Genomic DNA, 25,594 nt, shown 5'->3' on the forward strand with positions numbered 1-25,594 from the left:
ATATCGCACCTACGGCGCTCTTTACAAACCAGCTCTTTCTATCTACTAACATGCCGCCTCTACTAGGCTTTGGTTGTTCAGTGTTTGTTTAACGTTCAATGTTAGCGCCACTTGCACATTGTAACCTCAAAAAAACTTCAACCACTTGCCCATCAACAGACCGGTAACCTGCAACCGGTAACCGGCAACCGGCTTTCGGGTGAGGGATTGAAGCGGATACCCCGGTGAGGCCATCGCAGCCTGGCTTCTGTGCCGGAGTATGAGCGGAAAGCCCGGCCCGAGGTACGAGGGACACCCCCTGAAAAAAAAGCTTATCGCCCTTCATTATAAAACACCCAGAGACCATCTTTACCTGCCACAATAATGTCTTTCCGGCCGGTTTTTCTAAGGTCGGCAATAGAAAAGAAGATACCGGTGCCCTTACCTACGCCCAATTCTCCATAGCTGATGATGTTTTTGGTAAAAGATTCGCCGTTCCATTTAAAATAATACAGCCCGGGTGGGTCGTTATCGCCGGGGTCTTCGCCGCTTTGGGCACGGTAGCGTTTGCCTGTTACCAGTTCTGGCTGGCCATCGCCGTCAATATCCGTCCACTCCATGGTATGGTATTGGGCCTGGTAGGGGTCAATAGGGTGCTTTATCCAGGTGCGCTTGCGATTTTTAATCTTTTGCTCGTACCAGTAAAGTCCATAGCCATGCCCGTTACCCACAATCATGTCGGCCAGGCCATCTTTATTAAGGTCGGTTACAATAATAGGTGTGCCAGCCCGCTCCAGCGAAAACTCTTTGTTAAGCCGCCAGGTGTCGGGGGCGGTTTTTTGTTTTGGCTTTCGCTTGCTTTTAACCAGTTGTGCAGGTGCCGGGGCTTCCAGCCATCCGCTGGAAATAACAAAATCTCCCCGGCCATCTCCGTTAATATCACCAAAGCCCAGGCCGTGGCCATGCACATCCAGCAGCTTTTTACGGGTAAAGCTGCCAATGGGCTTACCCTTACTATCCCGGTCGAGTTTGTAATATACCAACGGGCCGCCGGGAGAATTGGGCACTATATCCGGGTAACTGTCGCCATCCACATCCCAGGCACGGGTGGTTTCTACAAAAATGGTATCGCCAAAGTCGTGCCTTACCCATTCCTTGTTTTCCGCATCATCCCCCGGGTTTTCAATCCAGCAAACAGGGTGGTCAAGGCCACCGGTAATAAAATCTATTTTGCCATCGCCGTTAACATCCATGGGTATGGTTGAAAAATCGTTGTAAAACTCCCGAAACCTTGATATGGGGCCAATGTAGTGGCTAACCAAAAAGTCTGGCCCCTGGTACCAGAAACTGCCAGACATAAGGTCGGGAATGCCATCGCCATTGATATCGGCAACGCCAACCGATTCAAAACTTTCGGAAGCAATCATTTGCTTCTTGAATTTAACCGGGTACTGGCTAATGGCGCAGGTGTAGTAACAGGTAGCAGGCAAGAGTAAAAGGTATCTTAACATACGGCAGAAAATATTGCGGTGTAGTAAGATAACTCTTAGTTTCCGTCAATCAAATAGGCCGGCTTGTTTTTCTGTAAAACGGGGTTTGATAAGGTTAAGGCCACAGGCGGCATTCAATTTATCTGCCAGGTACACAGTAAGCTCGGGAGATGTGGCTTCATTGTGCATGTGCATAAAAAAATACAGCTCCTGCAGACCGTTGTCCAGCCAGTATTTCATCCGTTTAACCCAGGCATCTGTGCGTGTATAATCTGAAGCGTGCAGGCTGTTGCCTACATACCGTATAAAAGCTTTGGGTATGGTAAGGTGCATGTGGGCACAATCCCGCCGCCCGGCAGTATCGGTAATAACGGCACCCATGTTGATGCTTTTCAGGAAGCTGAAGAGTTCCTGGCTTATCTCCGGCTTCGTTAACCAATCAGGATGGCGAACTTCCAGGAAAAACTGCATATCCGTTGGCAGAGATTGCAGAAAATCAAACAACTCGGTTTTGCGTTTAGGGCTAAATGTATCGCTTACCTGAACGAAGGTGGGCCCCAGGTGCTCCGCAAAGGCGATGATGCCCCGTAAAAATTCTGTGGTAATAAAGTCTTTGCCTTTAAGGCTTCCGCGATGGGTAACGCCCTGGTACATTTTGGGGCAAAACATAAAATCTTTGCCTTTGGCTTTTTCCGCCCATTTGCCAATACCGGCGGGACCATATATTTTGTAGTGCGTGGCATTTAGTTCAATACTGTTATAATGCTGCACGTAATGCTCCAGGAAATCTTTCTCCCTGGTTCCGGCGGGATAAATTTTGCCCACCCATTCCGTACGCCCCCATTTGGCACAGCCCATATATACTTTAGGTGCGTTGACAGGCTTACCTTTCAAAACGGTTTTGTTGAAAGCAGGCTCGGCAGGCAGGGAGAAATCAATGCTGTTTAATTCTGTTTCTGGTACTCGGCCAAATTCCATAATTAAATTTTTTTTATGAGCCCGGCAACAGGAACTACCATGAGTCATCCGTTGCGTCGCACTCTTGTACGCCCGGGAATTCTATTATTACCGGTACAAATATTTCACTACCGACTATTGATATTTTGTGAAAAGGCTGAACAGTATTTTCCTGTCCGCTTCATACATCTGCCGGGTGGTGTCCTGCATCCAATGCCTTTTAAAAGCCTGTATAGCCGCCGAGGTATCCTTTATATCGTACCCTATTATCCTTAACGCCTGCAGGTGATTAAAGTTTTCCGGCACCTGTACATTGGCAGTATCGCTGTACCAATAGCCGTAGCCGCTATCGGCAAGCTGCTTCCAGGGAAACAGGTAGTTGGGGTCGTTTTTGCGGGTAGGCGCAATATCCCCATGGCCAATAAAATTGGCTGCCGGTATATTGTAACTGCCCTTTAGGGTTTTAAGCAACTGGAGCAGGCTGCTTATCTGCGGCTCTGCAAAAGGTTCAAAGCCGTTATTGTCCAGCTCAATACCAATGCTGGCGGAGTTAATGTCCGCATCATTACCCCATTTACTTATGCCTGCCTGCCAGGCACGCAGGTAATCGTTAAGCATGTGGTGCACCGTGCCATCCTTACATATTACATAATGAGCGCTTACCTGCGTACGGGCCAATGTAAAGGTTCTTAACGTTTGCTCGCAACTGTTTTGCGCGGTATGGTGAATAATGACAAAATTTGGTTTGCGCAGGTTAAAATTGGTGGTACCCACCCAGTAGGGCGGCTGTTTTACGGAATCTATAAACCCCGGGGCCGACCGCAAGGTTTGCGCCAACGTCTTTGCCTGTTGTTTATATACGCGGTTGGTGGCAGCATAAGGGTTTGGCGAACAGGCCGCCAGCAAAAATGAAATATAAAGCATGATATACGGCGTACGGCGTGAGATGCGCAATGTATAGTATGCAAATGCCGATTTTATTAAATACATAAAATAAAGATAAGCGATGTATATGTTTGACGAATGATGTGTGATGTGCATTAGCACGTTTCAATAATATCGCTTACTATATTTGTGCCATGAAATTCGCAACATCCTTAATTGCCCTTTTGATTGTGCTTGGCGGTTGTAACTCCGCAAAAGATTTTCCACCCGCTGAAAACGCGTTTGACGCCGGCCGGGAATTTATTGACGGTTGCCTGAAAGGTAACTTTGACAAAGCGGCTTTTTATATGCTGAAGGATGAAACCAACCTGGCACAACTGGAAAAGCTTGAAGCGGATTACCAAAAGAAAACAAAGGACGAAAAGGAAAAATATGCCGCGGCGTCTATCATCATCATATCCAACGACACGATAGATGCGGATGCGCAGGTTATTAACTATAAAAACTCTTATGATAACGTGGCACGTAAGGTAAAAGTGCTGCAACAAAACGGCAAATGGCTGGTTGATTTTAAGTATACCTTTGATGGTAACCTGTAAATAACCAATAGTTAGGGCCTGTTTTACACATATTTGAAGTTTCCTTTCTACATTTGCCCGTCTTTGCACAAACAATATTTAAAATACAGCTACACTTTATGTTAACAGTATCACACCCCTGGCATGGCGTACATTACGGAGATAAAGCACCAAGAATTGTAAACGCGATAATAGAAATACCACAGGGCTCAAGGGCTAAATACGAAATTGACAAACCTACAGGCCTGCTTAAGCTTGACCGCGTTATCTATTCATCCTTCTACTATCCCACCAACTACGGTTTTATACCGCAAACTTATGGCGATGACAAAGATCCGCTGGATATACTGGTTATTTCCAGCTTGAGCATACAGCCGCTCTGCCTTGTAGAAGCCAAGGTTATAGGCGTTATGCAGATGATTGACGGCGGCGATGCAGATGATAAGATTATCGCCGTAGCCAACCACGACCCATCCATTAACTACATAAACAATATTGAAGAACTGCCCAAACACTTCTTTGGTGAAATGAGGCATTTTTTTGAAGAATACAAAACCCTGGAAAACAAAAGCGTTAAGGTAGAAGAGTTCCAGGACAAAACGCAAGCCCTGCGCATTGTAGAAGACGCTATTAAACTTTACCAGGAAACTTTCATAAAAAAATAAACGCGGCGGTAAAACCTTCCTAAAGAAATATCGGCTGATATTTGTTTGAGTTTTATTTTTGCGCAAACTTTTTATCCATGGAACAAAAATCAACTGCAAAATACTGGGTGTACTTCTTTATCTGGCTGGCAATACTGATTGTGTTGTTTATCGTGTACAGGCAATTCTTCTGGCTGGCATTACCAGGTGTATGTACCTATTTTGCATTGGCCATGGATATTATGTAATTCAAAAAATGATTTGTATCTTATAGGTTGTTTCCTGTTGGAAATAATACATCCATCACTTTACAGGGCCGGGATTAATAATCCCGGCTTTGTTTTTGGCGGTGTTCTACTTGCATAAAGCCCAGAAAATAACTATCTTATAGCTGTTAAATACCCGCATATACTTAACCAGCATAAACCCCTTGCCATGAAATGTTTGCCATTGCTGTTTGCCGTTATAATGGCGTTGCCTGTATGCGCAGCCATAAACAAAGACCTGCAATCGCCAGGCGGCTCTGTTAAGCTTACCGTTTCAATTGACAAAACGCTAACCTATTCACTCTATTACCGCCAGCAACTGATTGCCGGCCCCTGTACCATTGATATGCTGTTGAAAGATGGCAAAAAATTATCGGCCGGCATGGCTGCGCCAAAATTTTCGACAGCGGAAAACAGGGGTATCATCACCTCTCCCGTGCCGGAAAAGAGAAAAAACATACCGGATAACTATAACGAGCTGGTTGTTCGCTTCAACAACTCTTTTGGCGTTATCTTCCGCTTGTATGATGATGGGTTTGCCTACAGGATAACCACTTTTTTTAAAGAAAACATTACCATAGAAAACGAGATAGCAGGCTTCAGCTTTCAGCAAAACCACCTGGTATATTACCCTGAAGTAGTTAAAAGAGATAACCAGGATATTTACCATACCAGCTTTGAAGAGCCTTACCAGTTAAAACCGCTGGACAGCATACAGGCAAACAACCTCTCTTTTACGCCGGTGCTGGTGGCGCCGGAAAGCGGCCCTAAGATGGTTATTACAGAATCTGACCTGGAAGATTACCCGGGCATGTTTGTCAACGGTACCGGCGGCAATACCCTGCAGGGCAAGTTTGCGCCTTACCCCGCCGAAGAAGCGGTGCTGAAAGGTGAATTCTCCCAGGTATATGTAACCAAAAGGTCAGCTTTTATAGCCAAAACAAAAGGTACCCGCAATTTTCCCTGGCGGGTAGTACTAATTGCGGCTGAGGACAAACAACTGCCGGGCAACGATATGGTCTATCGCCTGGCATCTCCATCCCGGGTGCAAAATACATCATGGATAGCGCCCGGTAAGGCAACTGACGAATGGATAATCTCCACCAACGTATTTAATGTGCCTTTTAAAAGCGGCATTAATACAGCTACTTATAAATATTATATTGATTTTGCCAAGCGTTTTGGATTTGAATACATTATGATGGATGCCGGCTGGAGCGACAACAACGACCTGTTTAAGGTTAACCCCGATATTAATATGGATGAAATTGCCGCTTACGCCAAAAGTAAAAACATAAGGTTAAGCATGTGGACCCTGGCAATGACGCTCGACAAACAACTGGAACCTGCGCTGCAGCAGTTTAATAAATGGGGTGTTGCTTTTATTATGACCGATTTTATTGACCGCGACGACCAGAAAGCCGTAAACTTCTACTATAAAATAGCCGAAGCCTGTGCCAAATACAAGTTACTGGTCATGTTTCACGGCGCATTTAAGCCGGCTGGTTTTAACCGCACTTACCCCAACGCCATAACCCGCGAAGGTGTTTTGGGTTCCGAATACAATATATGGAGCAGCAAAGCCACGCCAGAGCATAACCTGCTGCTGCCCTTTATACGCATGACTGCCGGCCCCATGGATTACGAGCCAGGCATACTGGACAATGGCACAGCAAAAACATTCCGCCCCATTGCCGAAAAAGTAATGTCGTTTGGTACGCGTTGCCAGCAACTGGCCATGTACGTGGTGTATGACAGCCCGATACAGTTTTTTGCCGGTAACCCATCCCAGGGCCTGCTGGAACCCGCTTTTATGGACCTGCTGGGCGCCATACCCACCACCTGGGATAACACGGTTATGCTTGATGGAAAAGTTGGTGATTACATTATCACCTCCCGTAAAAAGAACAACGACTGGTACCTAGGCGCCATGACGGATTTAACAGCCCGGGAGTTTACCATACCACTTACTTTTTTGGAGGAAGGCAGTTTTGAAGCCACCATTTGCGAAGACGGCACTAATGCAGACAAGTATGCCTCTGACTACAAGCTTTACAACAAAACCGTTTCCAAAGCAGATAGCCTTACTATAAAAATGGCGCCTGGCGGCGGGTATGTGGTTCGGTTGAGAAAAAGGTAGATATGCCTCATTTTTGAGATGAATTTATGGACTACCCCAAATGATCACAAACATTAGGGGGAAACTGCGTTTTCCATATTCTCCAAAGCAACATTAGGTTGTAGAGATGCGATGCATCGCATCTCTACCTGCCCGGGGTCTGAAAAGCTGCCATGAAATACGACAGTACAAGTGAGTGACACAACAAAAGTCTCATAGTGGCACCCAAGTCCGTCCCATAAAAATACCCGGCAATAGCATTCAACATTTAGAATGCTGGGAAAATCCTTGTATTTTTAAAAATAAATGTAGCAGGTTTGCAGTTTAATAGATGGGCGGCAACCTTAACCGGTGCCGTAAGCCTGCTGCTGCTTAAAGAAAGCGATATTCATGAACAACGCGACGATTAAGATATTTTGCTGTTTACTTTCCGTATTATTGGTACAATACTGCCTTGCACAACCCGGCTCGTCTATTGACCTGGATAAAGACAAACCCAAAAAATACGAGAACCGGCGGCTGGCCTCTGAAAAAACCGGCGAAAAAAAATTTGGTTTTGGCCGCAGGTTGTACCAGAATACCGTTACCCATTTTAACTACTATTTTAACGCTAACAATAAGCTGAACGAAATTGTTGAAAACGCCAAGCTTTCTTTTAAAGAAGACTATACCCAACCCCTGATACCTTTTTATAACTATTCCCTTGAAACCATTGCCCAGAACAGGAGCGAACTTGATTCTGTTATTTATCATGCTACGGCTGGCGTACTTCTCCACGACCTGCGCAACAACTGGATTGATAACCTGTATATGCTGCTGGGCAAGGCTTATTTCTACAGGGGGGATTATGATTCTGCCATTGCCACTTTCCGTTATGTAAACTATGCTTTTGCCCCTAAAGACGACGGCTATGATATACCCATCGGCAGTAATGAAAGCGGTAATGAAGGCAAATTTTCAGTTTCTACCAAAGAGAAAAAAGGTTTTGGCGTGCACAAGCCCAGCCGTAACGAAGCTTTCCTGTGGATGTCAAGGGCGTTCATTGACAGTGGCGAAGTTTCTGAAGCCGGCGGTATGATAGAGATTTTAAAAGGCGATCCTAATTTTCCCGAACGGCTCCGCACAGACCTTCACGAACTGGATGCCTATTTGTTTTATAAAGAAAAAGCTTACGACAGTGCCGCCATTCACCTGGAGCAGGCGTTGGACAATGCGAATGGAAAAAGAGAAAGGTCACGCTGGGAGTTTTTGATTGCCCAACTGTACGAACATGTCAATAAAATTGAAGAAGCCTCTGCCTGGTACGGCAAAGCTGCCGACCATGCCGTTGACCCCATACTGGAAGTTTATGCCAACCTGAACAGTGTAATGCTGAACAGCGGCACCGGCGAACAAAACTTTATACAGGAAAAAATAAATAACCTGCTTAAACTGGCCCGGCGGGAAAAGTATGCCCGTTACCGGGATATTATTTATTACGCCGCTGCACAGGCGGAGCTGGAAAGGGGCGGCTACAGCGAAGCCATGAAAGACCTTGAAAAAAGTGTGAAGAGCAGTATTGATAACCCTCAACAGAAAAGCCTGTCGTTTACACTGGCTGCTGATATTTCGTACGAAACACAGAAATATGAACTGGCCGCGTCTTTATACGACAGTGTGGATGTAAACAGCCTCACGCTGGATGAGGATAAAAAAAGGGTGGATGAAAGAAAATCTGCCTTACAGCTAATTGTAGAGAACAAACGTGTTATTTTTCAGCAGGATAGCCTGCAAAAAGTAGCCGCTATGCCAATAGCGGAAAGAGATGCGCTTATAAAGAAAACAGTAAAACAATTACACAAAGCACAGGGTATTAAGGAAGAAGAGGGCAGCAAACAGGAAAATATAAACCCGGCTGTACAGCGGGAGGGGAGTGCGGATTTGTTCACCAGTAAAGGTGATTGGTATTTTAATAATATGTCGCTAAAAAATTCCGGTTTTAACCAGTTTAGGCAAACCTGGGGAGAAAGGCCCAATGAAGACAACTGGCGCCGCAAGGCAGACCTTAACAAAATATCTGCCCTTGCCACCGAAGGCGAACAGCAGCTGCAGGCTGTACAGGGAGATACGCTGGCTTCCGAAATGGCACCTGCAGACATTTCTTTTGACGGGCTGCTGGCCAACCTGCCATTAAAAGAAGACCAGGTAAAAGCCTCCAACGATAAAATAGCCAAAGCCATGTTTAACGTGGGTAAAGCCTTCCAGGATAAACTGGAAGAATATGGCACAGCCGCTGAAAACTACGAAGACCTTAACCAGCGCTTTACAGATTATGAAAATAAACCCGAGGCTTTATTTAACCTGTATTACTGTTACAACAAATTAGGCCGCACCGGCAGTGCCGATTCTGTTAAACGTGCCCTTGCAGCGGTAGACAAGGAAGGAAAATGGCAGAAAATGCTGAACAAACCTGTAGAAATAGTAAAAGAGAGCAGCGAAAAAAATCCCGCCACTAAAAAGTACGAGGAAATTTACCGCCTGTTCATCGAAGGCGACTTTAAAAAAGCCGAGCAGGAAAAGCAGGCTGCAGACAGCCTGTATGGTAACAGTTACTGGACACCCCAGTTGCTGTACATAGAAGCCATATACCATGTGTCGGAGAAAAACGACAGTGCGGCCATTAACCGGCTTAGAAGCCTGTCGGATATGTATGCCTCATCCCCGCTGGCGGAAAAAGCCAACACTATGATTGATGTGCTTAGCCGCCGCAGCGAGATAGAAGCGTACCTTACACAGCTTGAAATAAAGCGCTACGAGGAAGATGCATCCCCCATCGTAAACCTGCAGGAATCCAAAACGGTATCTCAGCCGGTGATTAAGCGGGATTCCGTGGTGGCAAAACCTATAGAAAGACCGGTTACCATAAAAGTTGATACAGCGGTTAAGGCGCCTGTAGTGGTTAAAACCTTTGCTTTCAATGCATCCGAGCCGCAGTTTGTCTTAATGCTGTTCGATAAGGTGGCCCCCGTTTTTGTAAACGAGGCCCGCAACGCGTTCAACCGGTTCAATAAAGAAAAATATTACAACCAAAAAATAGATATCACCTCTGTTAAGCTGGATGACCGTTACCACCTTATGCTGGTAGGGCCTTTTCCCGACGCCGTTGGCGCCATGGATTATGTTGACAAAACCAAGCCTTTTACCCAGGGCCGCATTATGCCCTGGCTTACCGCTGATAAGTACCAGTACGCTATCATTAGCCAGTCTAACCTGGATTTGCTGAAGGATAATAAAGATGTGGAAGGCTACAAAGCCGTACTGCAAAAAGCCATTCCGGGCAAGTTTTAGGAAAAGACGAATTTTCAGGGGGTGCCCCCAAGCTGCGCAAGGGGTCGGGCTTTCCGCTATTACTCCGCCACAGAGCCCGGCTACGAAAGCTTCAGCGGGGTAACCGCTTCAATCCCTCACCCGAAAGTGTAACACGCTGTTTTTTGATGGAAAGGGTTTATATGGAAATGAGAATGCAACACCCCTGACTGTCAGCAGACGTGGCAGGAGCAAATCTGCTACAAGGGTCCGAAAAGCTGCCCAATGAACAGAACGATGAATCCCGAAGTTTCGGGACGACGCAACGGCAGATGCCATGAAAAATCGCTGCCCGCCACCCAAAAACCAAAAAATCTCCCTCTTTTTCAACAGAATGTTAGGATTTCAGGTAAAATTTTACTATTTGACAGAATATATATTTCATTACCTTTGCCGCCCTATGCATTTTGAAGCAGTGTTTCCATTTTGTTCAGCTAATACAAATTCAGTCATCGCAAACAGAGCGTTTTCTGCCTCAACTAACTGTTAAGCAGTAAGTTGTAAAGAATCATTTGTTCCTGCGGTGTTATTGTATTGGTGCAAAAGCAGCCACTGGGTTTCAAAAAAACAGGGTTGACAAGTTTTTAAAAATTGCAATTTTTAAATATGGCCATTAAAAGAGACAACCGTCCCAAAGCAACTTTTTCTAAAATAACCATCGGTCTGGCGTCGCCTGACAGTATTTTAGAGCGCAGCTTTGGCGAGGTTTTAAAGCCTGAAACCATCAACTACCGCACGTATAAACCCGAGCGTGATGGTTTGTTCTGCGAAAGGATTTTTGGACCGGTAAAAGACTATGAGTGTGCCTGCGGCAAATACAAACGTATCCGTTACAAAGGCATCGTGTGCGACCGTTGCGGTGTGGAAGTTACCGAAAAGAAAGTGCGTCGTGAGCGCATGGGCCACATCAAGCTGGTGGTTCCTGTGGTTCACATCTGGTATTTTAAGAGCCTGCCCAACAAAATTGGCTACCTGCTTGGCATGAGCTCTAAAAAGCTGGAAACCATTGTTTATTACGAAAGATACGCTGTTATACAGGGCGGTGTTAAGGAAAGCCTGAACACCGGCGACCTGCTGACAGAAGAAGAATACCTGGACATTATTGATAACCTGCCCAAGGATAACCAATACCTGCCGGATGAAGATCCGCAGAAATTCATCGCTAAAATGGGCGCCGAAGCTGTGCATGACCTGCTGGCAAGGCTTGACCTGGATGAACTGAGCTACAAACTGCGTAACGCGGCAGCTACAGAAACCTCCCAGCAGCGTAAGGCTGATGCCTTGAAACGCCTTAGCGTGGTGGAAGCTTTCCGCGATGCCAGCACCAGGATTACCAACCGCCCCGAGTGGATGGTAATGCAGTATATTCCGGTTATCCCACCTGAACTGCGCCCGTTGGTGCCGTTGGATGGTGGCCGGTTTGCTTCATCAGACCTTAACGACCTTTACCGTCGTGTAATCATACGCAACAACCGTTTAAAACGTCTGTTGGAAATTAAAGCCCCTGAAGTGATCCTGCGCAACGAAAAACGTATGCTGCAGGAAGCGGTGGACAGCTTATTCGACAACAGCCGTAAATCCAACGCTGTTAAGGCGGAAGGTGGCCGTGCATTAAAGTCTCTTTCTGATGTACTGAAAGGTAAGCAAGGCCGTTTCCGCCAGAACCTGTTGGGTAAACGTGTGGATTACTCCGGCCGTTCTGTTATCGTGGTCGGCCCGGAGCTTAAAATGCATGAGTGCGGCCTTCCAAAAGATATGGCTGCCGAATTATTTAAGCCATTCATCATCCGCAAATTGATTGAAAGGGGTATCGTAAAAACCGTAAAATCCGCCAAGAAACTGGTTGACAGGAAAGAAGCGGTGGTTTGGGATATCCTGGAAAACATATTGAAAGGCCATCCTGTAATGCTAAACCGTGCACCAACGCTGCACCGTTTATCCATCCAGGCTTTCCAGCCGCGTTTGGTGGAAGGTAAGGCCATCCAGTTGCACCCGCTGGTAACATCCGCTTTCAACGCCGACTTTGACGGTGACCAGATGGCGGTTCACGTTCCGCTCAGCAGTGCCGCAATACTGGAAGCGCAGTTATTGATGCTCTCTTCACACAACATCCTTAACCCGCAGAACGGTACACCCATCACCCTGCCTTCTCAGGACATGGTGTTAGGCCTGTACTACATTACAAAAGGAAAAAAATCTACTGATACTGAAAAAGTGAAGGGCGAAGGCAAAGCCTTCTACAGCACTGAAGAAGTATTGATAGCCTATAACGAAGGCCGGGTTGACCTGCATGCCTTCATTAAAGTAAAAACCAATGTACGCGAAGGCGGCGCATTAAAAGCAAAACTGATTGAAACTACGGTAGGCCGCGTACTGTTTAACCAGTTCGTACCTGCTGAAGTAGGTTTCGTAAACGCCCTGGCTACCAAGAAATCACTTCGTGAAATCATTGGCGATATCATCAAGATTACAGACGTTCCTAAAACGGCTAAATTCCTGGATGATATCAAAACCCTCGGTTTCCGTATGGCCTTCCGTGGTGGTTTGTCCTTTAACGTAAACGACCTTATTATACCTGAAGTAAGAAACGAATTGCTGGAGCAGGCCAAGGTAGAGGTAGAAGAAGTATGGGAAAGCTACAACATGGGCTTAATTACCAATAACGAACGTTACAACCAGGTAATTGATATATGGAGCCGTGTGGATACCCGCATTACTGAAACGCTGATCCGTGAAATGGCAAGTGATAAGCAGGGCTTTAACTCTGTGTACATGATGCTTGATTCCGGCGCACGTGGCAGTAAGCAACAGGTTAAGCAGTTGGCCGGTATAAGGGGTTTGATGGCCAAGCCGAGAAAGTCTGGTTCTACAGGTTCTGAAATCATTGAGAACCCTATCCTTTCCAACTTTAAAGGTGGCCTGAACGTATTGGACTACTTTATCTCAACCCACGGTGCCCGTAAAGGTCTTGCGGATACGGCCCTTAAAACAGCCGATGCCGGTTACCTTACCCGCCGTTTGGTTGACGTTGCCCAGGACGTGGTGATAAGCGAAGAAGATTGCGGAACCCTGAGAGGTATTGCAACTTCTGCGTTAAAAGATAACGAGGATGTAGTGGAACCGTTGCTGGACAGGATTGTGGGAAGAACTTCCCTGCATGATGTGTACAACCCGGTTAGCGATGAACTGATTGTTAGCGCAGGTGAAGAAATTACTGTAGATATAGCCAGGGCGATAGAAGAAGCCGGTATTGAAACCGTTGAAATACGCTCTGTACTTACCTGCGAAAGCAAACGCGGTGTGTGTGTGAAATGTTATGGTAAAAACCTGGCTACAGGTTATATAGCCCAGCGTGGCGACGCGGTAGGTATCATAGCCGCACAGTCAATTGGTGAGCCCGGTACACAGTTAACCCTTCGTACCTTCCACGTGGGTGGTATTGCGGGTTCTTCTTCAGTAGAATCTTCACTTACTGCCAAGTTCGACGGTACCATCCAGTTTGACGGCTTGCGTTCTGTAAACACAGAAAACAACGAAGGCGACAAGATACAGGTGGTAATAGGCCGTACCGGTGAAGTGAGGATTATGGATGTTAAGAATGACAGGTTGCTGATTACCAATAACATTCCTTACGGTGCTACCCTTAACGTAAAAGATGGCCAGGAAGTGAAAAAAGGTGATGTGATTTGTACCTGGGATCCATTCAACAACGTTGTGGTAGCAGAAATTACCGGTGAAATTAAGTTTGAGAATGTTTTGGAAGGTATTACCTACCGCGAAGAAGCAGACGAACAAACCGGTCACCGCGATAAAGTGGTAATTGAAACAAAAGATAAAACCAAAATTCCAGGCCTGGTAGTTGAAGGGAAAGAAATTAAAAACTATAACCTTCCTGTAGGCAGCCGTTTGATTGTTGAAGAAGGTGATAAGGTAAAGGCCGGGCAGGTAATTGTGAAGATACCCAGAACGCTGCGTAAGAGCGGTGACATCACGGGTGGTCTGCCACGTGTAACCGAACTGTTTGAAGCACGTAACCCGAGCAACCCGGCTGTAGTTTGCGAAATTGATGGTGTGGTAGCTTTTGGTAACGTAAAACGTGGTAACCGCGAAATAATCGTGGAAGCCAAGGATGGCATAGTGAAGAAATACCTGGTGCCGCTTACCCGCCAGATACTTGTACAGGATGGTGACTTTGTAAAAGCTGGTACAGCATTGTCTGATGGACAGACTTCACCCGCTGATATCCTTTCTATCAAGGGGCCGTTTGCTGTACAGGAATATGTGGTAAATGAAATACAGGAAGTATATCGTTTACAGGGTGTAAAAATAAACGATAAGCACATTGAGGTAATCGTTCGTCAGATGATGAAGAAAGTAGAAATTGTTGATGCAGGCGATACCAAATTCCTGGAGGAAGATTTGACAGACCGCTTCGAGTTTATAGACGAGAACGACCGCATCTATGATAAAAAGGTAATTACTGATCCGGGTGAAAGCTCTAAGCTGAGGGCTGGCCAGATTGTAACTGTTCGTGAACTTCGCGAAGAAAATTCAGTACTGCGGCGCAACGATAAAAAGCTGGCCGAAGTACGCGATGCGGAACCAGCTACAGCGCAACCCGTACTGTTAGGTATTACCAAAGCTTCTCTGGGTGTACAAAGCTGGATATCTGCCGCTTCGTTCCAGGAAACAACCAAAGTGTTAAGCTCCGCCGCAATACAAGGCAAGAGCGATGACATGCTGGGCCTGAAAGAGAATGTGATTACCGGCCACCTGATACCTGCGGGTACCGGCCAGAAAGAGTTCGATAACCTTATCGTAGGCAGCAAGGAAGAGTACGAACTGCTCTCCACCGCACGTGAGGCCATGAACTTTGATGATGAAGAGTAAGCTCCTTAATCATTTTGAATAAAATCGCCGCCCGGGTTATCCCGGGCGGTTTTGTTTTTGTTAGCCGAGGCGGGCATCATCTTTTATGTTAACATTTTGGTGGCCGGCGTTCGGTACTTTTTATGGGGCTTTGGTTGCGTCGCACTACATTCATCGTTCTGTTCATTTGGCAGCTTTTCAGACCCGGGTAGAAGGTTTTGTCCCTACCGACTCTCCATTGCCAGGCAGAGGTGTTGCGTCTCATTTCTATATATAAAACCTGTCCATCAAAAAAGCAGCGTGTTACACGATCGGGTGAGGGATTGAAGCGGTTACCCCGGTGAGGCCTTTGCAGCAGGGCTTTGCGCCGGAGTAATAGCGGAAAGCCCGACCCCTTGCGCAGCTTGGGGGCACCCCCTGTAAATACCAACAACCGCGTCTAAATTTTTTCCTGCTGATTATCCGTTCATTTAGGTACTTTACCGAATCAAAAAACGGCTCAATGAAACAGCTACTTTACCTTCTTGCATTTTGCTTATGCGGCATTGCCGCATATTCCCAAACAGAAAGCGTATACAACCAACCACTTGCAGACTCTCTTGGCGCCGACGAATACGGTATGAAAATGTACACTCTTGTAATGCTAAAAACCGGCGCCAACACCGGTTCTGATAAAAGTGTCAGGGATAGCGCATTTCGTGGCCATCTTGATAACATTAACCGCCTGGCAAAAGCCGGTAAACTGGTGGTGGCAGGGCCATTAGTGAAAAACGATAAAGCTTACCGGGGCATTTTTATTTTAAATGCCAAAACAGTAGAAGAGGCTAACCAACTGCTGGCCACAGACCCAGCCGTTCAGCAGAAATACCTGGATGCGGAATTGTATCAATGGTATGGTTCGGCCGCTTTGCCCATGTACCTGCCCTATCATGATAAGGTTGAGAAAAAAAGGCCCTGAACAGGGCCCGGCCGCAAAAAAACAAACCTCCTGCATTTATCACTGTGTTAACCTGCGCAGAAAAAATTCCGCTGATGAATGCAAGAGGTTGGACTTATAAGAAAGGGGTTATATACTCACCGGTTCCGGTTTTTCCGCGGAAGCGAACCATGCATCAAACCGGTCTTTGTTTTTGGCTACCCAGCTTTCAAAACTTTGCATGGCAGGGTTTAGCCCATAACTTTCTATTAAATCAAGCTGCCGGTTAGGTATGTACAGGCGCTGCACTTCAAACATGTTGGCCAGTTCTTCAGCGCCGGGAAAACCAAAAGAGGCATATACATCCCTGGGTATATGGTTAAAGTACACGTGCCTGCCCAGAATTTTGCTAAAAATGGCTGCGTATTCAGCGCAAGTTTTATCCGCGCCAACAATACCTACCGTTCTGCCGATGTACACGTCCGGGTGATTGAATATACTGGCAACCACCCCGCCCGTATCTTCCACACTGGCAGCAGCCAGTTTTGTATCGCCCTGCGGGAAACCGAAATAGTAACTACCACTGTCATCTTTCTGGAAAGGAAAGAAGCTGAAAAAGTTTTCGTAATAAAACCCAATCTGCACAAAAGTAGCGGGTACGCCCAGTGCATTGCAGTAATCCTGCAGGTCTGCCTTGATGTCACAATGCGGTACCGGTAATTCCCCGTTGCTCAGTTTACCGTAATGCCGCAGTGTATGAAATACAAAATGCTTTATACCGCTCTGGTGTACCGCGTTAATAAGGTTTCTGCCCTGGCGGTATTCGTTGTGAAAATGCTCCCAGAAATTGGTTACGCCAAATACGCCATAGCAACCTTTCATAGCATTCAATAAACTTGCGGGGTCTTCAAAATCGCCCTCGGCAATTTCCGCGCCGGCTGCTTTTAATTCTACCGCTTTGGCTGACGATGCATAGCGGGTAAGTACACGCACATTAAATTGGTTGCCGGCAAGTAAAGCATTGGCAACACTGCCGCCCTGTGCCCCGGTGGCGCCGGTTACCAGTATGGTTGGTTTGTGGCTCATGACTATATGTGATTTTGTTTTTACGTGTTGTTGCGGTTGGCTTAATTAAGTTCTGAAAAGGGTTTGGGCATTGGTACCATGTTCTTTACAGGTTTGGTGGTTTTTAGGAAAGCGTAAATGGCACGCAGGTCGTAATCCGTCATGTTCCTGTACACAAACCAGGGCATGGGTGGCAGCAGGGGGCGGTTAGCATCCAGGCCTTTCCATTTGCCATTGCGTATGGCATTGATGAACTGTTCCTCTTTCCAGTTGCCGATGCCGGTACCGTCGGATGTTAGGTTAGCCGCGAAGGACATGCCCCAGGGACCTACAGCGGACGTTAAATCCGGCCCGAATAAAGCCCAGCCTTGTTTTACCACATTACTGTCAGCCTTTTGTATGGGCCTGCCCGAAGGGTAGCCGGATAGCCTTAATTCCGGGATGATTTCCGGGCCTTGCGGGCCCATTTGTTTGGGGGAATGGCAGTCATCGCAGCCGGTGGTGTTTACCAGGTATTCGCCACGGGCAATAAGTTTAAGCGTGCTGTCGTAAGCAGGGGTTTTAGTTTCGCCCTGCACATTTTTGCAGGAAGGGGTAAGCAATGCTGTAGCTGCAAGGGCTGCTGCAAGCACAAGAAAAATGCTTTTCATTTTAAAAGGTTTTAAGTTGTGTTAACGGGTGATGTTATTGTTTGTTTGCAGCTACCTGTCAGAATAGAAAAGTGTTGCAGCCTGCTCCCGGCCCGCTTGCTGTATGCCTTACTGCATAAGGGTTTTAGCGGGTTAAGGGTTTTGGCGGACCGGGAAAATGGGCCAGGGTGTTTTTCTTTTATGAAAGGTTAACTGTTTTAAAATCTGCTGCAAATTATAGCCACGGAAGGCTGTGGGCAATGCTGTGCTGCATGAAGTGAAGAGAAGTTTACATGAAGTGCATAAAATATCTTACTCATTGTAGATATGGCGATGCATGCCGCTTCCATGAGGCTTTGGTTGTTCCATGTTCTTTTGTTTAACGTTAATGGAAGCCTGAAAGGCTTTACTTATAATAGCCCCGGTTGTAAACCGGGGTTACTTGCCATGTAGCAATCCAACCCTGCAAGGGTTGAATGCTTGTGTATATTCAACCCCTGCAGGGTTGTTGGACGGTTATTTTCTTTGACCACGGGTTTCACCCGTGGCTATTGTTATTGATGCCCTTCGGGCAAACGGAACCGTTAATGCCACATCACTTCTTAAAGACACCGTATCAACAGACCGGCCTCCTGCAACTGGTAACCTGCAACCAGCTTTCGGGTGAGGGATTGAAGCGGTTACCCCGGTGAAGGTCTTGTGCGGTTGGTCTGTGCCGGAGTAAAAGCGGAAAGCCCGACCCGAGGCACGAGGGGCACCCCCTAAAAATTCTTTCTTATGGCTGCTGCACCTCTTTGTCAGGTAACGAAATGTAAAAGCTTGCGCCTTCGCCTTTAACAGCATGGGCCCAAATGCGGCCGCCATGCTTTTCAATAATGCGTTTGGCGATAGCAAGACCAACACCGGTGCCCTCAAATTCATCGCTGTTGTGCAGCCGCTCGAACACTTTAAACAATTTTTGCTGGTACTGCATGTCAAAACCGTCGCCATTGTCTTTAACAGCAAAAACCACCTGGTCGTCTTTTTTAAATGAGGTAATGTTTACTTGCGGGCTTTCTTTCTTTGAAGAATATTTAAACGCGTTTGAAACAAGGTTTACGAGTACCTGTTTTATAAGGGCGGTATCGCCATAAGCAGGCAGCAGGTGGTCAACAATTATGTTTGCGTGGTACTTGTTAGATACCTTTGCTTCCTGTATAACAGAAGCAATCATGGCGTTCATATCAATGCGTGATTTTTGCGGCTCTTTGCGGCCCAGGCGGGAGAATTCTAATAAATCATCAATCAACATGCCCATTTGCCGGGAGTTCTGCTGTATGGTTGTCAGTAACCTTTTGCCATTATCATCAATCAGCTGTTCATAATCTTCTTCCAGCATTTTTGCAAAGCCGCTAACGGCCCGTAATGGCGCCCTTAAATCGTGCGATACTGAATAAGAAAAGGCTTCCAGCTCTTTATTGGCTGTTTCGAGCTGGGCTGTGCGCTCTTCTACTTTTTTTTCCAGTGTAAGGTTAAGCTGCTCCAGTTGCCGCTGTACCTGTTTTAGCCGGGTTATATCAATGGCAACTATCATGGCGGCATATACTTCGCCATCGTCTGCTCTCAGCGGCACGTACCGGGTAGCAAGCTCAAAGCCCGCACGGCTGGTTTCAGTAATAAAATATTCTCCATTCAGCACCCGTTTAAAATTGGGCAGCAATTCCTGGAACCTTTTTTCCGGTAACACATCTTCCGCTTTGTTACCCAACAAATTATGGGCAATGTAACCCGTTTTTTCCAGCATATCGCCCTCTACCAGAAGGTAGCGGTATTCTTTATCAATAAGGCAAATAATAGAGCCGGGTATGCTTGATGCGATGGTTTTATAGATGCGTTCACTTTCCGCCAGCCTTTGTTCGGATATTTTACGTTCCGTAACGTCCCGCAGGGTAAAAACAATTCCGTTAAGCCCTTCTATGTCTTTAAGGTTTACGCCGGTACCTTCCAGCCACCGCCATTCCCCGTTTTTGTGGCGGCTGCGGAACTCAAGGTCTATCATATCGCCGGGGTTAGCCAGTTCGTTCCAGCGCAGCGGCAAGTCGCTGGGGTGCATTAGCTCTTCCGGCGTAAGGGTTTTAAATTCTTCTTCGGTGTAGCCGAGCATTTGCTTTATGCCCGGGCTTACAAATGATACGCCCTGCTCGCTTGATACCACAAATACGTCTTTGCTGTGCTCAATCATGGCCCTGAATTGCTTTTCACTTTTTTCAAGGCTAAGGTTTAGGCTAAGTATTTTTTCTTCAGCTTTTTTACGTTCGGTAATATCTGCCCTTATGGCCACATACTGGTAAGGTTTGCCCTGTTCATTCAAAAAGGGCACGATGGTAGTATCCACCCAATAAAAGGTGCCGTCTTTGGCTTTGTTTTTCAATTCGCCCTTCCATATTTTACCATTGGCGATGGTAACCCATAAATCCCTGATGTATTCCTTTGAGTGATAGCCGGAATTGATGATGCGGTGGTCTTGCCCAAGCAACTCCTCCCTGCTGTATTTGGAGATGCGGCAAAAGTTATCATTTACGTGGGTGATGATACCTTTTTGGTTGGTGATGGCTACGATGGCGGACTCGTCAAGGGCAAACTTGTAGGCGGATATTTCGCGGAGCGTATTTTGCAATTCAGCGGTACGTTCGTGCACCCGCTGTTCCAGTGTGGCGTTCAGTCTGCGCAATTCGTCTTCCGCTTTGTGACGGTGGTCTATCTCTACCTGCAGGCTTTGTTTGGATTTGAGCGAAAAGGCTTCCGGCAGGTATTTGAGAAGTTGAAAAACCGTAAGCCAGCTTACAACGGCGGTTATAAAGCGCACCAATGCGTTAAGCCTGTAAGCGGGTATCCAAAAAGCAATGGCATCCAAAAAGTGTGTGGCGCCGCAGGCCAATATAAATGCCGCGAATAAAAAATACAGCCGTATAAATTTGGCGTCCTGCTTTTTTGAGATGTATTTAATTATTGCCACGGGTATGGCAAAGTAAGCGGCCCATATCAGCAGGTCGCTGATGATATACAGCCATCCGTGAAAATCGCTCCATTTGCCACAGTGCCATCGTGGTGGCCAGTCAGATGTATCCAGCAGTTTTTTAAAGAAGTCAGCAATCTCGTTCATAATAATATATTTATAAACTGCAAAAGCGTTGCCTTATACGGCACAACTATGCAAAGGGGGGAACAATGACTGATGATAGGGGGTGTTTACATGGTGCGGATTACAGGAAATAAAAACACTGGTAAATATACAGGCAGTGCTGCTTATGTTAATGTTTTTACCGGCAGGTTTATATTTTTTAACGCGGTATGATGATAATAAAAAAAATGCAGTAAAAAAAGCGTAGAAATACGCTTTTTATTTCAGGATAATACGCTTATTTTTCTAAAGGTTGTTCTTTGCCTGGCTGCTGAAGGAAAAATACAGCGGGTGTTTTAGTATTGCGTGATTGAAATAGCGGGTAATGATTAACTGGTGATAAAAGCCTGTGAAGTTACAGCAGGGGCAGATGTTCTTTATGTACTGGTAATTTTAATGTCGTTAATTGCTGCTGTGTCATTAATTTTAATCGTTCAACAATTAAATAGCAGGCAAGGTAGGTAGATAATTAAGAGAACATTACAGCCCCGGGAGGCTAACTATGAACATTGAAAAACAAACCATTGATACAATATCCTTAACTATCAACATGCAAACCTATAACGAAGTAGAGATAGTGCTGGTTGAAGATAATCCCAACGATGCGGAACTGACCATAAGGGCGCTAAAGAAAATAAACCTGGCTAATAACCTGATACACCTGAAGGACGGGGCAGAAGCCCTGGATTTTATTTTTGCCAGGGGAATATACTCGCAGCGAAATGTAGAAAACATCCCCAAAGTGATACTGCTGGATATCAAAATGCCCAAGGTGGATGGTATTGAAGTACTGCGCCAGATAAAAGGCAATGATTTAACGAAGAGGATACCGGTAGTTATCATGACCTCTTCCAAAGAACAGAAAGATATATTTAACAGTTACAACCTGGGCGTTAACAGTTACGTAGTAAAACCTGTTGATTTTGAAAGTTTTGCCAAAGCGGTAAGTGAACTTGGCTTGTACTGGGTGCTGTTAAATCAAAAAACCATATAGGTAAGTTAACAGCGGTTGCCATTCTGTATAGTATTTTGAATATATGTATGGCTGCAATGTTGTATTGCGCTTTTGTTTGTCATGAAAGATGATTGTTTGCATAATTTATTCAGCCCCTGGTAATGGTTTTATGGAACACCTAAGCTTATGGAAAATTATCAACTGGAAAAGAGAATCGAAGATTTAAACCGCCAGCTTCAAACCACTATTCAGGACCTGGAAGAACTTCAGCATGCGCTTTCTCACGACCTGAGAGCGCCATTACGGGCTGTTATCGGCTTTTCGTCTATTCTTAAAGAAGAGTATAGCGGCCAATTGGATGATGAAGCCCGGCGGTTAATAGAAACTATAGTTACCAACTCCAAAAAGGCCAATCATTTTATAGAAGAACTGGTAAGTTTTTCCCGCCTGGGCCGCAAGCATTTATTGCTGCAGCAGGTGCCCATGCAAAAGCTTGCCTGGCAGTGCATCCATGAGTTACTTACTGAGCAGGAGCAGGAAGTTTTTGACATTGTAATAGGCGATTTGCCTGATTGTTACGGAGATGCGGTAATGTTAAAGGAAGTGTGGGTGCAGTTGCTAAAAAATGCCATCAGGTATTCATCTAAAAAAGAGCAACCTTCCATAGAAGTTAATTTTACAGTGGCAGATGGGCTTAGCGTGTATGTGGTAAAGGATAAAGGAGCCGGGTTCGATATGGAGTACAGCCACAAGCTGTTCCATATTTTCCAGCGCCTGCACAGCAATGATGAGTTTGAGGGTACGGGTACAGGTCTTGCCATTGTAAAAAGGATTATCCTTAAGCATGGCGGCAGTGTGTGGGCAGAAGCTGTTCCCAACAAAGGATCCTCTTTTTATTTTACTGTTCCCCTGCAAGAGCAGTAATATCAGCGCAGCCAACAGGTACAATGTACGGTTAGGGTGGCACTAAAACAGGCAGATAGATTAACAGCCATGCCTATGTGCATTTTAAGCTGTTATTCCCGTGGCATATAATACCTTTACGGTATTCCGCATAATTATTATTTATATCAGCATTTGTTTTACAACCCTGTGATGCTGTGTGTTTCAGCTTACATGTCCTCAATGGGTGTTGGTAACATCTAATGGAAAAAATATGGCTAATCTTGAAATCAATATCACTCTTAAGGGTGTGTCAACCCATTTCTGCCTAAGCTTATTTATACGCGTTACCTGCATTGTTTATCCTTGGTTGCACTCATTTTCGGCGGTGTAGCTGCAGGTTGGCAGATACTAAACTTAATCAACCGGCAGCTTAATAAAATTCTTGTCCGGGCCCGCAAACTCTATAAATATGACTGACAACAACCTGAAAGTATTAATTCTGGAAGATAATGATGCCGATGCCGAACTGGTACAACGCCTGTTGAAAAAAAGCCACCCTGGCTGGCAGTTTAGCATTGTTATGACGAAGGCAGATTTTGCCAATGCGCTTGATAACTACGTCCCGCATGTAATTATATCAGACAATACATTGCCGCGTTTCAGCGCTTCCGAAGCCCTGGACATGGTAAAAGAGCGTGGCCTGCTGGTGCCGTTTATATTGGTAACCGGCACTATTTCTGAAGAGTTTGCTGTAAAGATTATAAAGGCCGGCGCCGACGATTACCTGCTAAAAGACCGCATGGCCCGCCTGCCGGCGGCGGTTGATGCAGCCCTTAAGCAGCGTTTAATTGAGAAAGAAAAAATTGACGCGGTAAAAAAGCTGCGGAAAAGCGAAGAAAATTATCGCCGCCTGGTAGAAAGAATTTCCGATGCATTTATTGCCATTGATGGCGATTGGCTTTTTACTTATGCCAATAACAAAGCCGGCAACCTGTTTAATACTCCTGCCGAATCTTTTGCCGGGCGGCATATAAACAGCGTCCTGCCTCAAGCTACCTGGCAACCTTTGCAGCAGGCATGCTACCAGGCAATGAACCAGCAGCATTATGTATACAGGGAAGATTATTATGCACATGCCGGCCTTTGGCTGGAGTGCCAGGTTTACCCATCGCTAAATGGTATTTCGGTTTTTTTGAGGGATATAACCGTACGCAAAACTGCCGAAGCGCAGGTGCTGGCCAGTAACGAGAAACTGCGGCAGCTTACTTCTCACCTGCAAAGCGTAAGAGACGAAGAACGAAAAAGAATAGGCAGGGAAATACATGACGAACTCGGCCAGCAGCTTACCGCCATAAAAATGGATGTTGCCTGGGTAGATAAAATGATTCCCGAAAGCAATGCCCCTATAAAAGCCAAGCTTAAAAACATGCTTTTTCTGCTTGATGGCAGCAACCAGGCCGTGCGCCGTATTTTAAGCGAGTTAAGGCCGGTTATACTGGAACGTAACGGGCTTATACCTGCCGTAAAATGGCTGGCAGAACAATTCTCCAATAATACCGGCACTGCTGTAGTGCTAAACATTGCAGGGGAAGAAACAGAGGTTAGCGAAGCTGTTGCGGCCTGCTTATTCCGTGTTTTCCAGGAGGCGTTTACCAACATAACAAGGTATAGTCTTGCGGCCAATGTAAGGGTCTCCATTCATCAGGAAGATGATTTGTTGCATGTGTCTATTGAAGATGATGGCAAAGGTTTTGATACAACCTCTGTAAGAACCGAAAAGTCGTTTGGCATTGCGGGCATGAAGGAAAGGGTTCAGGCGTTGGGCGGCCGTTTCAGGTTGTTTTCGTCACCGGGCAAGGGAACCTCCATCCATGTGGATATTGAACACTCTAACAATTAAAGAACAGTCATTTAAAACACCAATATCATGAAGAGGATACTTCTTGCAGATGACCATAGCTTTATACGGCTGGGCCTTATACAGATATTGAAAGATGAGTATCCCTTCGCGGAAATTACAGAAGTGGGCGATGGAGAGTCGCTGGTGCGGCAAGTCAGCCTTAACAAGTGGGACCTGGTTATTTCCGACCTTGAAATGCCTGGCCGCAGCGGGTTTGAGGCGCTTGAACAAATAAAGCTTATACAGCCGCACCTGCCGGTATTAATACTCAGCATTTATACAGAAGATATGTATGCCGTAAGGGCGTTAAGGGCTGGCGCCGCAGGTTATCTTAACAAGGCCGCTGCCCCGTACGAGCTTATCAAAGCCATCGAGAGGATACGCACCGGCAAAAAATATATCACACCAGAAATAGCAGAGAAACTGCTGGCGTCGCTTGATGAGGAAAAGAAGCCCCATGAAATGCTTGGTACCCGGGAGTTTGAAATTTTCAAGCTGCTGGCAATGGGTAAATCAACCACGCAGATTGCCGATACGCTGGCACTCGCCATGACCACTGTGAGTACCCATCGCCGGCGCATCATGGAGAAGCTTAACCTGGAAACCAATTACGATCTTACAAGGTATGCCATAGCGCACAATATCATAACCGATATAGAGCGGTAAAGCGAACAAGACATTTTCAGGGGGTGCCCCCAAGCTATCGCAAGGGGTCGGGCTTTCCGCTCATACTCCGGCACAAAGCCCTGCTGCGATGGCCTCACCGGGGTATCCGCTTCAATCCCTCACCCGAGAGACAGTTACCGGTTACAAGTTGCAGGTTGCCGGTCTGTTGATGGGGAAGTTGACGAGACTGCATTGAGATTATAAAGTGCAAGAGTCATACAGGGGTCGCAAACATTCAACGTTAAACAAGCGAACATTAAACAATCAAGCCCCCTCAGGGCGGCAT

17 protein-coding genes are annotated in these 25,594 nt (G+C 46.1%); 11 read left to right on the top strand and 6 right to left on the bottom strand.

The window, feature by feature from the left end; translation table 11 throughout:
- Window positions 1–311: 311 nt before the first annotated feature.
- From F0364_RS24015 to F0364_RS24025, 3 genes are all read right to left on the bottom strand, one after another.
- Complete coding sequence (locus tag F0364_RS24015; protein WP_153800363.1) at window positions 312–1,490, bottom strand: FG-GAP repeat domain-containing protein; 1,179 nt, start codon at window positions 1,488–1,490, stop codon at window positions 312–314.
- Between the two features lie 45 nt (window positions 1,491–1,535).
- Window positions 1,536–2,447 carry a DUF72 domain-containing protein gene (locus F0364_RS24020; protein WP_153800364.1) on the bottom strand — a complete coding sequence of 304 codons (912 nt, stop codon included), beginning with the start codon at window positions 2,445–2,447 and terminating at the stop codon, window positions 1,536–1,538.
- 114 nt (window positions 2,448–2,561) lie between these two features.
- Window positions 2,562–3,416 (bottom strand): N-acetylmuramoyl-L-alanine amidase, encoded by an 855-nt coding sequence (locus F0364_RS24025; protein ID WP_235921234.1) that lies wholly within the window; start codon window positions 3,414–3,416, stop codon window positions 2,562–2,564.
- 89 nt (window positions 3,417–3,505) lie between these two features.
- Here F0364_RS24025 and F0364_RS24030 point away from each other — a divergent pair, with 89 nt between their 5' ends.
- The 7 genes from F0364_RS24030 to F0364_RS24060 all read left to right on the top strand — a co-directional run bounded on the left by F0364_RS24030 (window position 3,506) and on the right by F0364_RS24060 (window position 16,090).
- Window positions 3,506–3,910, top strand: a complete 405-nt coding sequence (locus tag F0364_RS24030; RefSeq protein ID WP_153800365.1) for a hypothetical protein — start codon at window positions 3,506–3,508, stop codon at window positions 3,908–3,910.
- A 98-nt stretch (window positions 3,911–4,008) separates the two neighbouring features.
- Window positions 4,009–4,554 carry an inorganic diphosphatase gene (locus F0364_RS24035; RefSeq protein WP_153800366.1) on the top strand — a complete coding sequence of 182 codons (546 nt, stop codon included), beginning with the start codon at window positions 4,009–4,011 and terminating at the stop codon, window positions 4,552–4,554.
- Between the two features lie 77 nt (window positions 4,555–4,631).
- Window positions 4,632–4,781: a hypothetical protein gene (locus tag F0364_RS24040; RefSeq protein ID WP_153800367.1), complete on the top strand. Its 150-nt coding sequence runs from the start codon at window positions 4,632–4,634 to the stop codon at window positions 4,779–4,781.
- Between the two features lie 187 nt (window positions 4,782–4,968).
- The gene (locus F0364_RS24045; protein WP_153800368.1) at window positions 4,969–6,939 is read left to right on the top strand and encodes a glycoside hydrolase family 97 protein; all 1,971 of its coding nucleotides are present in this window, start codon (window positions 4,969–4,971) and stop codon (window positions 6,937–6,939) included.
- 369 nt (window positions 6,940–7,308) lie between these two features.
- On the top strand, window positions 7,309–10,245 hold the full coding sequence (porW, locus tag F0364_RS24050) for a type IX secretion system periplasmic lipoprotein PorW/SprE (RefSeq protein ID WP_153800369.1): 2,937 nt from the start codon (window positions 7,309–7,311) through the stop codon (window positions 10,243–10,245).
- Between the two features lie 624 nt (window positions 10,246–10,869).
- Complete coding sequence (gene rpoC, locus F0364_RS24055; protein ID WP_153800370.1) at window positions 10,870–15,153, top strand: DNA-directed RNA polymerase subunit beta'; 4,284 nt, start codon at window positions 10,870–10,872, stop codon at window positions 15,151–15,153.
- Window positions 15,154–15,634: 481 nt separating this feature from the next.
- Complete coding sequence (locus F0364_RS24060) at window positions 15,635–16,090, top strand: YciI family protein (protein WP_153800371.1); 456 nt, start codon at window positions 15,635–15,637, stop codon at window positions 16,088–16,090.
- A gap of 108 nt (window positions 16,091–16,198) precedes the next feature.
- On the opposite strand, the gene F0364_RS24065 is transcribed toward F0364_RS24060, so the two are convergent.
- The 3 genes from F0364_RS24065 to F0364_RS24075 all read right to left on the bottom strand — a co-directional run bounded on the left by F0364_RS24065 (window position 16,199) and on the right by F0364_RS24075 (window position 20,884).
- The gene (locus tag F0364_RS24065) at window positions 16,199–17,134 is read right to left on the bottom strand and encodes an NmrA/HSCARG family protein (protein ID WP_153800372.1); all 936 of its coding nucleotides are present in this window, start codon (window positions 17,132–17,134) and stop codon (window positions 16,199–16,201) included.
- A 41-nt stretch (window positions 17,135–17,175) separates the two neighbouring features.
- Window positions 17,176–17,763 carry a cytochrome c family protein gene (locus F0364_RS24070; RefSeq protein ID WP_153800373.1) on the bottom strand — a complete coding sequence of 196 codons (588 nt, stop codon included), beginning with the start codon at window positions 17,761–17,763 and terminating at the stop codon, window positions 17,176–17,178.
- Window positions 17,764–18,517: 754 nt separating this feature from the next.
- Window positions 18,518–20,884: a PAS domain-containing sensor histidine kinase gene (locus tag F0364_RS24075; RefSeq protein WP_153800374.1), complete on the bottom strand. Its 2,367-nt coding sequence runs from the start codon at window positions 20,882–20,884 to the stop codon at window positions 18,518–18,520.
- 520 nt (window positions 20,885–21,404) lie between these two features.
- Here F0364_RS24075 and F0364_RS24080 point away from each other — a divergent pair.
- The 4 genes from F0364_RS24080 (at window position 21,405) to F0364_RS24095 (ending at window position 25,308) form a co-directional block, all read left to right on the top strand.
- Window positions 21,405–21,896 carry a response regulator gene (locus F0364_RS24080; protein WP_235921236.1) on the top strand — a complete coding sequence of 164 codons (492 nt, stop codon included), beginning with the start codon at window positions 21,405–21,407 and terminating at the stop codon, window positions 21,894–21,896.
- Between the two features lie 147 nt (window positions 21,897–22,043).
- Window positions 22,044–22,781 carry a sensor histidine kinase gene (locus F0364_RS24085; RefSeq protein WP_153800375.1) on the top strand — a complete coding sequence of 246 codons (738 nt, stop codon included), beginning with the start codon at window positions 22,044–22,046 and terminating at the stop codon, window positions 22,779–22,781.
- Window positions 22,782–23,211: 430 nt separating this feature from the next.
- The gene (locus F0364_RS24090) at window positions 23,212–24,642 is read left to right on the top strand and encodes a histidine kinase (protein ID WP_153800376.1); all 1,431 of its coding nucleotides are present in this window, start codon (window positions 23,212–23,214) and stop codon (window positions 24,640–24,642) included.
- 27 nt (window positions 24,643–24,669) lie between these two features.
- Window positions 24,670–25,308, top strand: coding sequence for a response regulator (locus tag F0364_RS24095; protein ID WP_153800377.1), 639 nt, complete (start codon window positions 24,670–24,672; stop codon window positions 25,306–25,308).
- Window positions 25,309–25,594: the final 286 nt, after the last annotated feature.

Origin of the sequence: Foetidibacter luteolus, from assembly GCF_009650435.1 — a bacterium.
In the GTDB taxonomy this organism is placed as follows: Bacteria; Bacteroidota; Bacteroidia; order Chitinophagales; family Chitinophagaceae; genus Foetidibacter; species Foetidibacter luteolus.

Excerpts from the sequence above, each read along its gene's own strand:
- F0364_RS24095 (WP_153800377.1), top strand. The coding sequence starts at position 24,670 with ATGAAGAGGATACTTCTTGCAGATGACCATAGCTTTATACGGCTGGGC.
- F0364_RS24035 (WP_153800366.1), top strand. The coding sequence starts at position 4,009 with ATGTTAACAGTATCACACCCCTGGCATGGCGTACATTACGGAGATAAA.
- F0364_RS24065 (WP_153800372.1), bottom strand. The coding sequence starts at position 17,134 with ATGAGCCACAAACCAACCATACTGGTAACCGGCGCCACCGGGGCACAG.
- F0364_RS24075 (WP_153800374.1), bottom strand. The coding sequence starts at position 20,884 with ATGAACGAGATTGCTGACTTCTTTAAAAAACTGCTGGATACATCTGAC.
- F0364_RS24090 (WP_153800376.1), top strand. The coding sequence starts at position 23,212 with ATGACTGACAACAACCTGAAAGTATTAATTCTGGAAGATAATGATGCC.
- F0364_RS24080 (WP_235921236.1), top strand. The coding sequence starts at position 21,405 with ATGAACATTGAAAAACAAACCATTGATACAATATCCTTAACTATCAAC.
- F0364_RS24085 (WP_153800375.1), top strand. The coding sequence starts at position 22,044 with ATGGAAAATTATCAACTGGAAAAGAGAATCGAAGATTTAAACCGCCAG.
- F0364_RS24025 (WP_235921234.1), bottom strand. The coding sequence starts at position 3,416 with ATGTATTTAATAAAATCGGCATTTGCATACTATACATTGCGCATCTCA.
- F0364_RS24060 (WP_153800371.1), top strand. The coding sequence starts at position 15,635 with ATGAAACAGCTACTTTACCTTCTTGCATTTTGCTTATGCGGCATTGCC.
- F0364_RS24015 (WP_153800363.1), bottom strand. The coding sequence starts at position 1,490 with ATGTTAAGATACCTTTTACTCTTGCCTGCTACCTGTTACTACACCTGC.
- rpoC (WP_153800370.1), top strand. The coding sequence starts at position 10,870 with ATGGCCATTAAAAGAGACAACCGTCCCAAAGCAACTTTTTCTAAAATA.
- F0364_RS24030 (WP_153800365.1), top strand. The coding sequence starts at position 3,506 with ATGAAATTCGCAACATCCTTAATTGCCCTTTTGATTGTGCTTGGCGGT.
- F0364_RS24020 (WP_153800364.1), bottom strand. The coding sequence starts at position 2,447 with ATGGAATTTGGCCGAGTACCAGAAACAGAATTAAACAGCATTGATTTC.
- porW (WP_153800369.1), top strand. The coding sequence starts at position 7,309 with ATGAACAACGCGACGATTAAGATATTTTGCTGTTTACTTTCCGTATTA.
- F0364_RS24040 (WP_153800367.1), top strand. The coding sequence starts at position 4,632 with ATGGAACAAAAATCAACTGCAAAATACTGGGTGTACTTCTTTATCTGG.
- F0364_RS24070 (WP_153800373.1), bottom strand. The coding sequence starts at position 17,763 with ATGAAAAGCATTTTTCTTGTGCTTGCAGCAGCCCTTGCAGCTACAGCA.
- F0364_RS24045 (WP_153800368.1), top strand. The coding sequence starts at position 4,969 with ATGAAATGTTTGCCATTGCTGTTTGCCGTTATAATGGCGTTGCCTGTA.